Here is a 12,672-nt window from a genome sequence, read left to right on the forward strand (position 1 = left end):
CGGCTCAGTGGATGCCGCGCGGCAGCGTCTCGTTCCACGATCTGCTGCGGATCAGTCGATCCCGCTCGAAGAGCCGCCGGGTGACGGTCACCTGCAGATCGGTCTCGTCCGAGCGAATCTCCATGATGGTGTGGAGCCGCAGGGTTCGTCCACCGGCAAAGGTGAACCGGTGGACCTCATCTCCCAGGAAGCTGCTCCGCGCCGGGCTCTCGTCCTCCGTCTGGTAGTGCTCCCGCTCGATGGTCTGAACGATCCGCGCACCGATCATATAGTCCCACCGGGTCTCGAAATCCACCATCGTCGTCCCGGTGCTCGTGTCCCGAGTCACCCTGCCCGCGGGCGTCGCGTGGAAGCTCAGGGTGCGCGCATCGGGGGCCTCCGCGTCCGGCCCGGCCCGGGGCTGCCGCGCGGGTGGCCGGTGGGGGTGAGCCACAGGAGGCGTGACCGGGAGCTCGAGCACCGTGCCCGGGGCGCCGAGGGTGAGCCGCGTGGTCATCGGGGAGGGGGTGGGCCATGCCATGGGAAACTGGGCGTTCGCCACCGCCATCCGAACCCGGTGGCCAGGCCTGAAGATCCAGGTAGTGAAGTGCAGATCGGCCGCGAGCTGGTACTCGACGCCCGGCGCCAGCGGAGTGGGAGAAGTGCGGGAGTCCCGCTGGGCACCGCTGATGAGCGCGCCGGTCACCAGCGAGGCTCGTCCGTCGGGACCGACGTCCTCCAGCCGAACCGTCCAGTCGGCCACCGGCACCGGTGCCGAGACCAGGAGCCGGACTCGGGGAAAGCCCACGATCTCGACAGTGTGGCGGAGGGCCGGCGTGTCGTACATCAGGCTGTTGCGGTCGTCCCTGGCCATGTCGCCGGTGGGATCGTTCCACCAGACGGGCGCGGCGGTCCCGGTGCCCGCCACATAGCGCAGCTGGTCGTCGCCGCTGGCGCGGCTGGCGGAATCCGGTTGGCGAGTCAGGCGGTGGTCCGACGCCGGATACCAGGCGCGCCAACGGGTCCGCGCGATCGGCCAGTCCTCGTAGCGCCACCGCCCCGGAGTGGTCGCCAGCGCCGCGTTCGGGGAGTGCCCGTCGCGCACGAACAGGGTGAGCCGGGGCTCGTCCATGATCCCGTTCTCCGCCCCGCGTAGCCAGTGGTTCCACCAGCGCACCGCCTGCTCTCGCCACTCGTAGCGGGGTCCGGGGGAGGCGTTGTGGGGAAAGTCGTGCTTCCAGGGCCCCATCAGTGCCTTGACCGGCGCCCGCACGCTGTCCAGCATCCGCAGCACCGCATCGCGGTATCCGTCGAGCTGGCCCCCGATCAGGAAGCAAGGGACGGCGATCGCGCCGTAGTGGAACCGCAGCGACTTCCGACGCCACCACTCGTCGTCGATCGGGTGCTTGAGATAGGTGAGGATCCAGGGATCGCGGTCGAACCGGTCGTGGAAGTAGACCGAGTCGGTCCGATACTCCGGCGGGGCAGGCAGGCCGTTCTCGTGGTCGATTTCCAGCGCGTACTGGTCGACGTGCAGCACGCCGTCGATGTAGTGGATGTCGTCGTGGTAGAGATCGTCGGTGGCAGCGATCGCGAGGATCGCCTTGAGCGCGGGCGGCCGCCGCATCGCCACCTGAATGGAGTTGAACCCGCCCCAGGAGATGCCCCACATCCCCACCCGGCCGTTGCTCTCCGGCATCCGCGCCAGCTGCGCGATGATCTCGTCCGCGTCTCTCATCTCTTCGTCGGAGTACTCCCGGGGCGGCAGGGTTCCCTCCGACGCGCCGGTCCCTCGCACGTCGACCGCCGCCAGGATGAAGCCCCGCTGCACGAACCAGCGATAGATCGGGAAGTCACGCTGGTAAAACGAATCGTCCTTGCGGTAGGGGAGATACTCCAGCAACACGGGGAACCGCTCGCCGGTCTGCCGCGGGATCGGACGCCAGTAGGTCACGGCTAGGCGCACGCCGTCCGGCATCTGGAGCCGGCCGTGCTCGGTGTGGAACTGATAGAGCGCGGTGTCCTTCGGCGCTGGCGGCCGCTGTCCGGCGGCGCTGGACGCTGCGAGACAGGATATCAGGCCAACCGCCGCTACCCAGGCTCTCCCGGTCGTGCCGAGTCGGCCCGTCACCGGGCTGGGGTCCAGCTCCCGCCGACGGCGCGATAGAGCTGCACTGCCGCTTCCAGCTCCTGGAGCCGGGCCTGGCTCAAGGCCAGCTCCGCGTCGAACAGGCTGCGTTGCGCGTCGAGCACTTCCACGTAGCCGGCCACGCCGCTGGTGTAGCGTCGCTCGGCCAGCTCCAGGGCTCGCCGGAGCGCCTGCGCCTGGGTCTGCTGCGCGGTGGTGACATCGCGTGCCGTCCGCACGCCGACCAGCGCGTCGCCCGCTTCGCCCAGAGCGACGAGCACGGTCTGCTCGTATTGCGCCCGCGCCTGCTCCGCGCGCGCACGGGCGGCCTCCGCCTGGCTGGAGAGAAAGCCTCCGGTGAAGATCGGTATCGAGACGCCGCCGAGCAGCTGGTAGATCTCTCGGCTGGAGTCGAACAAGTTCGAGGTGCTGCTGGCCTGAGTGCCGTACGAGCCGGTGATGGAGAAGGTCGGCAGCCGGGCTGCCTGGGCCGCCCCGATGCGCGCGGTGGCGGCGGCGAAGGCGCGCTCCGCCTGCTGCACGTCGGGGCGGCGCGCCACCAGCGCCGCGGGGATGGAATCGGGCACCGTCAGCGAGCGCACCGCCTCCATCAGCGACCCGCCTCGGGGCACCGGCCTCGGCTCGTCGCCCAGCAGCACGTTGAGCTGATGCTCGCGCTGGGTCCGGTCCCGCTCCGCCGCGACCAGCGCCGACGCGGCCACCGCGACCTGTGCCTCGAACTGGCGCACGTCCAGCTCCGAGATGACCCCTTGCTCGAACCGCCGCTGCGCCAGCTTGAGCACGGCCTGCCGATCGGCCAGCGTGTGGCCGGCGATCGCCCGCTCCTCGTCGAGCTGCAGCAGCTGCAGGTAGCCGGTCGCGACGTCGCTCACCAGCGTCAGGAGCACCGCGCGCTGCCCCGCCTCCTCGGCCGCGAGGTCGGCGTGCGCCGCCTGCAGGCCACGCCGGATCCGGCCCCAGAAGTCGAGCTCCCAGGCGAGATCGCCGGTCACCCGGAGGGCATCGAAGCGCGTGGGAGGGAACGACCCGAACACCGACTGGTTGGTGCTGGCGCTGCCGTTGACGGTGACGGAGGGGAACAGCGGCGACCGGGCGACGCCCACCAGCGCGCGGAACTCCCGGATCCGTGCCACCGCTGCCTGTACCTCACGATTCTGCCGCACGGCGGTCTCGACCAGGCGCACCAGCGTGGAGTCGCGGAAGAGATCCAGCCACGCGGCTCCCGCGGTGGTATCGGACGGCAGCTGGAGCGGGGCCGGTGCCACAGTGCCGCTCGCGCCACTGTCCGCGGAGCGGGCGGCGGCGAGCGAGTCGAAGAAGCGCCGCGCCGTGCTGTCGGACCCGGCACCGCCCACGCGCGAGGCCGCCGGCACCGGCGCCGTGGGTCGATAGCTCGGGCCGACGGCGCAGGCGCCGAGCAGCAACGGCAGAGCCACCCGCACCACATGGTGCGCCGTCGGGCGGCTCACCGGTGCTGCTCCGTGGCCACCGCCCCGGCCGGCGCCGCCGTGCGGCTGCCACCGATCCGCTCCGCGAGGCCGCGGAACAAGGTGAAGAAGAGCGGGATGAAGAAGATGCCGATGCTGGTGGCGAAGAGCATCCCAGCGAAAACGGCGGTGCCCAGCGAGTGCCGGCTGGCGGCCCCCGCGCCGCCCGCCACCACCAGCGGCGAGACGCCGAAGATGAAGGCGAACGAGGTCATGAGGATCGGCCGCAAACGCTCGCGGGCGGCCTCCGCCGCCGCCTCCCGGATCGAGCCGCCCTGGCGGTTGCGGATCGAGTTGGCGAACTCCACGATCAGGATGGCGTTCTTTGCCGCCAGCCCGACGACGGTGATGAGCCCGACCTGAAAATAGATGTCGCTCGGGGTGCCCCGGAGCCAGACCCCCAGCAGCGCGCCCAGGGCGCCGAACGGCACGCCGAGCAGGACGGCGAACGGCACGGTCCAGCTCTCGTACTGGGCCGCCAGCACCAGGAACACGATGACGAGACCCAGACCGAACACCAGGCCGGCTTGGCCGGTGGCCGCCCGCTCCTGGTATGACTGGCCCGAGTAGCCGATGCCGATCCCCTGGCCGGCGAACTCCCGCGCCACCAGGTCGTCCAGCTCGTTCAGCACCTCGCCGGAGCTCCGCCCCGGCTTGGGCGTGCCGGTGATCAGCGAGGAGCCGAATCCGTTGAACCGGAGCATCTGGGTCGGTCCACTGCGGAACTCGATCCGGGTGAGCGCCGAGACCGGCACCATCTCGCCGTTGCCCCCCCGCACGTAGAGCCGGCCGATGTCCTCCGGCCGCTGGCGGAACGGCGCCTGCGCCTCGGCCTGCACCCGGTAGGTCCGGCCATAGAGGTTGAAGTCGTTGATGTAGAGCGTCGAGAGCAGCGTCTGCAAAGTGCCGAACAGGTCGGTCAGGCTCACTCCGCGCGCCTTGGCGGCCGCGCGGTCCACATCCACGTACACCTGCGGCACGTTGGCCCGGAAGTTGGTGTTGAGGGCCTGCACCGCCGGTAGCTTGTTGGCCTCCGCCACGAACGCCTGGACCTGCTGGGCGAAGTCCCGGACGTCCTTACCGACCCGGTTCTGCAGGTTGGCCTCGATCCCCGAGGTGGCGCCGAGGCCGGGGATCTCGGGGAGGTTGAAGGCAAAGCCGACCGCCTCCTTGAGCCCGAAGAGCTTGGCGTTGATCCGCCCGGTGATCGCGTCGATCGACTGGTCCTTGTTCCGCTCCTCCCACGGCTTGAGCAGAATGAAGATCGTCGCGCTGTTCGTCTGGTTGGTACGGGTGAGCACGTCGAGCCCGGCGAACGCGACGTAGTTTAGGACGGCGGGCTCCTGCCGCAGAAAGCCTTCGATCTGCTGAACCACGCGCTTGGTCCGTTGCAGCGACGAGGCATCGGGGAGCTGCATCGCGATGGCGAAATAGCCCTTGTCCTCGGTCGGGATGAACGCGGTGGGCACCCGGCGCCAGAGCAGGACCGCCAGCCCCACCAGAACCACGAACGCCGCGAGCCAGGTCCGCGGCCGGCCCAGCACCCGCTCCACCAGCCCGCCATAATGCTCGATGGTCCGGTGGAAGCCCCGATTGAAGGCGCCGAAGAATCCCGTCGTGTTGGCCTCGTTGGATTCCCGGAGCAGGGAGGCGCAGAGCGCGGGCGTCAGCGTGAGCGCCACCATCCCGGAGAGCAGGACCGAGATCACGATGGTGACGGCGAACTGGCTGAACATCCGCCCGGTCACCCCGCCCAGGAACGCCACTGGCACGAAGACCGCGCAGAGCACCAGCACGATCGCGATCAGCGCGCCCGCCACCTGGCGGATGGCGCGGTCCGCGGCGACCCGGGCGGACACGCCTTCGCTCGCCATGATCCGCTCGGCGTTCTCGATCACCACGATGGCATCATCCACCACGATGCCGATGGCGAGCACCAGGCCGAACAGCGTCAGCACGTTGATGGTGAAGCCCAGCAGCAGCAGGCCCAAAAAGGTGCCGATCACGGCCACCGGCACGGCGAGCATCGGGATCAGCGTGGCCCGCCAGCTCTGCATGAAGAGGAAGACCACCAGTGTCACCAGCAGCAGCGCTTCCAGCAGCGTCTTCACCACCTCGTGAATCGAGGCGGTGACGAACGGCGTCGTATCGAAGGGGATCTTGTAGCGCACGCCCGGCGGGAAGCTGCGGGCCAGCTCGTCCATCCGCTTGACCACCGCCTCCTTCGCCGCCAGGGCGTTGGCGCCCGGGCGCAGGTAGAGCAGCAGCGGCGAGGTGGGGGCCCCGTTGAGCCGGCCGGCGAGATCGTAATTGCGCGATCCCAGCACCACCCGGCCGATGTCCCGCACCCGGATGAGGGAGCCGTCGGGCTTGGCCCGCACCACGATGTCCGCGAACTGGTCCGTGGTTTTGAGTCGGCCCAGCGTGGTGACCGGGAGGGTGAACTCGACGTCGGGTGGCGCCGGCTCCCGGCCCACCCGGCCCGCCGGATTGGTGGTGTTCTGCTCCCGCACCGCCGCGGCGACCTCGGAGGTGGTGACCCCGAGCTGTGCCATCCGGTCGGGATCGAGCTGGATCAGCATCGAAAACTCGAGCCCGCCGAAGGTGAGCGCGTTCCCGATCCCGGGCACGCGCTTCATCTCGTCTTCGACGTAAAGCTTCAGATAGTTCGTCAGGTACGCCGCGTCGTAGCGGGGATCGGCCGAAGTGAGCGCCACCACGCCCAGGATATCGGTGTTCGCCTTGAGGATGGTGATGCCGTTCTGGCGCACGGCGTCGGGCAGCTGCGGCTGGGCGAGCTGCACGGCGTTCTGCACGTCCACGGCGGCCAGATCCTGGCTGCGATCGACGTCGAAGAAGATCTGCAGGCTCATCGACCCGTCGCTCGCGTTGGCCGACGAGTAGTAGAGCAACCCTTGTAATCCCGAAAGCTGCTGCTCGATCGGCGCCGCCACCGCCTCCGCCACGTCCTCGGCCGTGGCGCCGGGATACACGGTTTGCACCTGGATCGCGGGCGGCGTGATCTGCGGGTACCGCGAGATCGGCAGCAGCCGGATGGCGAAGACGCCGAGCAGGGTCACGATGATGGAGATGACTGCCGCCAACACCGGGCGCCGGATGAAGAAGTAGTGGACCTCTTCGGCGCCATCCGGCGCCGGCGCGGAGGGCGCCGGGTTCACTGCTTCGCTCCCGGGGTGGCCGCCCGGGCGGCGCCGGCGGAGGCGGCCTCCGAGGTGGCCGCGCTGTCGACCGCGGGTACCGGACGCACCCGGCCGCCCGGCGCCGCCTTCTGCGCGCCGTCCACCACCACCCGGTCTCCGCTGGCCAGACCCTTCTCGATGATCCAGCGGCTGCCGCTCCAGGGTCCGGGCTGTACGTCGCGCGAGACCACGGTATCACCCTGGCCCACCACGTACACGAACTGGCGGCCGAGCGCCTGCTGGACGGCGCGCTGGGGCACCGCGATCGCGCTGTCGCGGACGAATCCGCTCAGCCGCACCCGCACGAACTGACCGGGCAGCAGCACCCTGTCCGGATTCCGGAACTCGGCCCGGAACTCCTGGGTGCCGGTGGTGGCGTCGAGCGATGGCGCCACGAAGTTGAGCCGCCCGCTGCGAGGGAGGAGCGTGCCGTCGGGCAGCGTCACCTCCACCCGGAGCCGGCTGCCAGGCTGGACCAGGGCGCGGCCCCGCGGGTTCTCCTGCCAGGCCAGCAGCTGCTGGGCCGAGGGACGAAACACCACGTACGCCGGGTCGAGCACGTCGATGGTGGTGAGCAGATCGTCGGTTCCGGTGACCCGCCCACCGCGGTCGAACAGCGCGCGGCCCACCCGGCCATCGATCTCGGCCCGGATGACGCTATCGTCCAGATCCTTCTTGGCATCCTCCAGCGCGCCTTCGGCCGATTCGAATTCGGCCCGCGCGTTGTCGACGTCCTGTTGCGCGATGGCCCGGTCCGCCAGCAGCGGCTCCAGCCGGTCGAGCGTCCGCTTGGCATTGTTGCGGCGGGCCAGCGCGCTCCGATACGCCGCCTCCGGCCGCACCCGCTCGAGCCGGTAGAGCACCTGCCCGCGCCGAACCGTCGCGCCCTCCGTGAACACCCGTGCCTCGATGATGCCCTCGATCCGGCTGCGGACCTCCACCCGGCGATACGGCACCACCTCCGCGGAGAACTCGTACGTCTCCGGTACCTCTTCCGGCTTGACCGTCACCACCGCCACTTCAGGCGGCGGCGGTGCCTTGGGCGGGGCCTTGGACTGGCAGCCCGCCAGCAGCACGACCGCACCCGCGGCACGGATCAACCCGAACCTGTCGACCTGGGCCACACGCCCTCCTCTGCTCGCCGGCCCGCACGCTGCCCTATCAGAGGGTGTGCAGGTCACTCTGGCGACGTAACACCGTAGCAGGGATGTGGCGCAAGGGGCCGCTGATGCTTACCGGCGGTCGAGATGGAGGGCGACGGCCTTAAGGTCGGCGAAAAAGTCTTGCTTCGCCTCCTCGCGGACATCGCTGGGGGCGCGGAGCACTGCAGAGGGGTGGACGGTCGCGATGACCACGTCCGCGAACGCGGAGTGTACCGGCTTGCCCCGCTGCTGCGTGACTCGAAACTGGCTGCCCAGCAGCGCCTGAGCCGCGGTGGAGCCGAGGGCGACGATCACCCGAGGCTGGAGCAGCCGGATCTCCTCCTCCAGCCACGGGCGGCAGGCACGAACCTCGCCCGCGTTGGGCTTCTTGTGCAGCCGCCGCTTGGTGAGCTCGATGCGGACGAACTTGAAGTGCTTGACCGCGTTGGTGACGTACACCTGGCGGCGGTCGATGCCGGCGGCCGCGAGCCCCTCGTCCAGCAGGCGGCCGGAGGGCCCGACGAATGGGTGCCCTTGCCGGTCCTCCTGATCGCCGGGCTGCTCCCCGACCAGCATCACCTGCGCCTTGGGAGGTCCTTCACCGAATACCGTCTGGGTGGCGTCGACCCAGAGGTGGCAGCCGCGGCATCCAGCCGCGGCCGCCCGGAGCTTGGGCAGGGTCGCTCGCGCGGGGACGAAGTCTGCCGCGGTGCCGGTCGAGACCGGAGTCGGCTTGGCCCTAGTCGCCACGGCCGAAGATGCCGGAGCGGTCGAGCAGCGCCACCGCCGCGCCGGCGATGGCGAGACTGAGGAGCGCCTTGCCCGGGTTGAGCGCGACCGTAGTGTAGGCGCTCGACCGCATCACGTGACCCTCGTAGGAGCCCCGGACGCGCGCGTCGCCGGGCCGCGGCGCGTGCAGGGCGTCGGTGCCCTGGTCCGGTCGGTCGGTGTACTGTCCCCGGATCGCCGTTGCCTGCTTGAATCGGTCACCCAGGCGTGGCGCGATGCGCTCGATGGTGTCGAACAGCTTGGCCCCGCCGCCGACGAGCACGTCCCGCTCGGGGTACTCCGCGCTGTTCAGGATCGCCTCTGCCACCACCTCGGGCGCGTAGACCGGCGGCAGATGGGTCGGCTCCACTCCCAGGTAGCTCTTGGCATGCTCGGGATACGGAGTATCGATCGCGGTCGGCTGGATGAGGGTGACCGAGACCGGCGCCTGCTCGGCCTCGAGCTCGACCCGCAGGGAATCGGTGAATCCCTTCACCGCGTGCTTGCTTGCTGTGTAGTGTCCCTGCAGCGGGTACCCGGTGTCGGAGAGGATGCTGCCCAGATTGATGAGCGCACCGCCCTCCTTCTTGAGCTGCGGCAGCGCAGCCAGCGTGCCGTGGACCACTCCCCAGTAGTTGGTCTCAAACAGCCGGCGCGCGTCCTTCAGTGTCACCACCTCGATGCGGCCGTAGATCGAGATCCCCGCGTTGTTGATCCAGGTGTCGAACCGGCCGAAGTCGGCCACTGCGGCGTCGGCCAACCGTTGCATCGCGTCGAAATCGGAAACGTCGCCCACCACGTCGATGGCCTGGCCCCCGTCGTTGCGGATCTGCTCCGCCGCCTGCTTCAGATCGGCGGCATCCCGCGAATTGAGCACCACACGGGCGCCCCCCTTGGCGGCCATTCTGGCCGTGGCGAGGCCGATCCCGCTGGAGGCGCCAGTGATGACGACGACCTGCTCCTCCAGCTTCTTCAATTTGAGCTTCATTGCTGCCTCCGTCACACTTCTTGAATCGTCCGCACGGGCAGAGCTCCGCCGCATACCGCCAATGTATCGTCACGCGACACGCTACAGGCTGGTCCCGGAGGCCGGTGTGGCGCGGGTCACCATCCGCCACCGTCATGCCCCCGCCGACCCGCTGCCGCCGGTCTCCGGCCAATGCCGACCGCCGCCAGTCCGGCCAGTGCCGCCGGGAACAGCAGCGTCACCAGCACCATTCCCCAGCCCGGCAACCGAAAGATTCCCCCGGCGCGGCGAGCCAGCGGCCCGATCGGACCGTGCAGCGCGGTCCAGCCAAGCAGCACGCCCCAACCGAGTGCGGCGCCCAGCATCGCCCTCCGTATTGGCCGGCTATTGGCCGGTCCCAGCCAGAGCCAAGCCGCCACGATCACTGGCACTGTCCACCACCCCGCGAGCACGGTGCCGAGCGCCACCGTGAGAGCGAGCGCCGACACTCCCCAGAGCGCTCTCACCGCTCCGCCGTGAGTCTGAGGCTCGACCGAGCGCGCAGCTCTTCCGGGCGCCGTGGAAACCTGAGCTCGGCCAGCTCTCCCGCCAGCCAGAGGGGCAGCCGATCGTCGTACCGCGTGCTCGCCGGGTTGCCCGACTGGCCCCCGGGATAGGTACCCCACCCCCGGACCGACGATCCCAGCTCCACGACCATGCGCCAGCTCGACCCCTCGCTGCCGCCGTCCATGCTCGAGGGACTCAGGGTGTACGGTCCGCCCGGCACCGAAAGCCCCAACGCGGAGAGGGAAGGGAGGTGGAGCAGGTGCCAGATATCGAGCCGATGCGCGCGGGACCACCGCCATCGGCCACCCTCCGGAGGGCCCAGCCGTCGCACGGCCTCCTCGTACCCCTCGCGGAGCCCGGCGCTCAGGATCTCATCTCGGTGCTCCGGCCGGCCGGGCGTGCGCTGGTCGTCCCACCAGGCGCTGGTCGAGTCGTCCAGCAGGCCGCTCAGAATCATGCTGCCGGGCGAGGGGCCCGGACGGAGCTCGTCCCAGGCTCGCCGGTCCACGGCCAGCATGGCCAGCTCGAAGAGAATCGCCCCGGTGTTGTCCGGTGTGTAGCTCCGATCCCAGGCTGCGAGCAGCCGGGCCGCGTGGGCCAGCAGGGTGTCGCTGCCCCGGCTGGCCGCGGCAGCCAGCAGGAACGGCAGAAAGCGTTCGACCCGGGCGCTGCCCGGGTCGCGCTGCCACTGGCGCATGGTCTCGACCGTCACCTCGGAGTCCGCCCGCAGGAGTCGGTTGATTCGGAGCGCACGCCAGGGCGCAGGCCAGTCGGCTCCCAGGTAGCGATGCGCGTCCCTCGGGTCCCGAGGCTCCTGGTTGGCCGAGGCGAGGAATCCCTGGATCGGTGCGACGGCGTGGGGATACTCCTTCACCTGCCACTCGCCGATCCAATCGCTCGACCGGGTCGTGCCGTCGCGCAGCCGGTCCCCCCGGCCGCTGTCCGCGCGGAGCGGAAACCACCCGGTGGAGCGGACGGCGATGGTGCCGCTCCGGTCGGCGACCAGGAGGTTCTGCGGCGGGACACGGAACTGGGCCATAGCGTCGAGCCAGGCTGCGGCCGAATGGGCCCGCGCGGCGGCGCGAAGCGCGTCGGAGCCGGCCCCGCTCTCGAGCACGGTCCAGCGGGTCGAGATCCAGCGCCCGCCGATCCGGCTGAGCGGTCCACGGTGGGTGAAGCGCATGGTGTCGGTGGCGAGCGTCTCGCCGTGGGTCCCGCGATAGATCTCCGTCCGCAGCTCCAGTGGTGCCCAGGCCCCGTCCAGGCGGTACGCCGCCGGTTGCAGGCTATCGTCTACCTGCTCCACCCACCGGTCCATCACGTCGGCCTCGGTATTGGTGAAGCTCCAGGCCACATCGCGATTGAACCCCAGGACCACGGCCGGAATCCCCGGAATCGTCACGCCGTACACATCGACCACTCCCGGCACGACGATATGGGCCTCATACCAGATCGACGGCAGGGTGAGGTCCAGGTGCGGGTCGCCGGCCAGCAGCGCGGCATGGTCCTGAGTGCGCGCCGGCTCCACCGCCCAGTTGTTGCTGCCTCGCCCGTTCCCGTCGTCGCCGGCCGCGCGGGCCAGCGCCGCGCTGGGAACCGAGCGGAGCGCCTCGATCGCGACGCTGTCCGGCGCTCCAGGCGGCGGCAACAGGGTCCGAATGGTGCGCGGCTCACCGGCGGAGGGCTGGATCGGCTCCTGGATCGGTGCGTGGAGTGGAAATAGTGCATCCGCCGCGACCGTCCCGACTCGCGCCGCCGCGGCCAGGTGCCGAAGCTCGAGACCGCTCTGCGCCAGGGTGTAGCCCATCCGCATGAACACATGCATCGACTGCAGCGCCGTCCACGGCGCTGGACGCCGGCCCAGCAGCCGGTACTCCAGCGGAAGCTCGGACGGCCGCATCTGCTCGACGTACGCGTTCACCCCCGAGGCGTACCCGTCGAGGACCCGCCGGGCTTCGGAGGTGTCGGGGAGCGCCTTGACCAGGCGCTCCGCGCCACGGCCCATCCCCAACGCCCGGGCTTCCTGGTCGGCCGGGAGCGCCGCGGCGCCCAGCAGCTCCGTCAGCGTTCCGCCTCCGGCCCGCCCCTGGAGCTCGAGCTGGAAGAGGCGGTCGCGCGCGATGACGTAGCCCAGCGCCCGCCAGGCGTCCAGCTCGGTCGCGGCGAAGATGTGTGGCACGGCGCGATCGTCGAACAGCACGCGGACGTCGGCGCCGAGCCGCGGCAGCATCACCGTGGCGCTGGCGGGCGGCTCCGCGTTGCGGCTGAGCGTCCAGACGCCGTGAGCTGGATCGAGGAGATCACCGAACGGCGGAACCGGCCCCTTGCCGCTGGCGAACCAGCAGAGGACCGCCAACGTGAGCGCGGCGGCGATGCGGGACATGCCGAGCAATCTCACCGTCGTTCGGCGTTCCTGCCAGCGGGACTGCCGACG

Annotated in this window: 8 protein-coding genes; all 8 read right to left on the minus strand. The window is 70.4% G+C overall.

What is annotated here, in order from left to right; genetic code table 11:
• Positions 1-4: 4 nt before the first annotated feature.
• The 8 genes from VHR41_12925 to VHR41_12960 all read right to left on the minus strand — a co-directional run bounded on the left by VHR41_12925 (position 5) and on the right by VHR41_12960 (position 12,621).
• The gene (locus VHR41_12925; GenBank protein ID HEX3235097.1) at positions 5-2,110 is read right to left on the minus strand and encodes a CocE/NonD family hydrolase; all 2,106 of its coding nucleotides are present in this window, start codon (positions 2,108-2,110) and stop codon (positions 5-7) included.
• Complete coding sequence (locus tag VHR41_12930; protein HEX3235098.1) at positions 2,107-3,597, minus strand: efflux transporter outer membrane subunit; 1,491 nt, start codon at positions 3,595-3,597, stop codon at positions 2,107-2,109. The genes VHR41_12925 and VHR41_12930 overlap by 4 nt, the downstream gene beginning before the upstream one ends.
• Complete coding sequence (locus tag VHR41_12935) at positions 3,594-6,794, minus strand: multidrug efflux RND transporter permease subunit (protein HEX3235099.1); 3,201 nt, start codon at positions 6,792-6,794, stop codon at positions 3,594-3,596. The genes VHR41_12930 and VHR41_12935 overlap by 4 nt, the downstream gene beginning before the upstream one ends.
• Positions 6,791-7,939: an efflux RND transporter periplasmic adaptor subunit gene (locus VHR41_12940; protein HEX3235100.1), complete on the minus strand. Its 1,149-nt coding sequence runs from the start codon at positions 7,937-7,939 to the stop codon at positions 6,791-6,793. Before VHR41_12940 ends, VHR41_12935 begins: the two co-directional genes overlap by 4 nt.
• Positions 7,940-8,047: 108 nt before the next feature.
• Entirely contained in the window at positions 8,048-8,707 is a 660-nt protein-coding gene (locus VHR41_12945) for a UdgX family uracil-DNA binding protein (protein ID HEX3235101.1), read from the minus strand.
• Positions 8,697-9,713 (minus strand): SDR family oxidoreductase, encoded by a 1,017-nt coding sequence (locus VHR41_12950; protein HEX3235102.1) that lies wholly within the window; start codon positions 9,711-9,713, stop codon positions 8,697-8,699. Before VHR41_12950 ends, VHR41_12945 begins: the two co-directional genes overlap by 11 nt.
• 116 nt (positions 9,714-9,829) lie before the next feature.
• The gene (locus tag VHR41_12955; protein ID HEX3235103.1) at positions 9,830-10,198 is read right to left on the minus strand and encodes a hypothetical protein; all 369 of its coding nucleotides are present in this window, start codon (positions 10,196-10,198) and stop codon (positions 9,830-9,832) included.
• Complete coding sequence (locus tag VHR41_12960) at positions 10,195-12,621, minus strand: penicillin acylase family protein (GenBank protein HEX3235104.1); 2,427 nt, start codon at positions 12,619-12,621, stop codon at positions 10,195-10,197. The genes VHR41_12955 and VHR41_12960 overlap by 4 nt, the downstream gene beginning before the upstream one ends.
• Positions 12,622-12,672 lie beyond the last annotated feature (51 nt).

This window comes from Gemmatimonadales bacterium, assembly GCA_036265815.1.
In the GTDB taxonomy this organism is placed as follows: Bacteria; Gemmatimonadota; Gemmatimonadetes; order Gemmatimonadales; family GWC2-71-9; genus CAVVWJ01.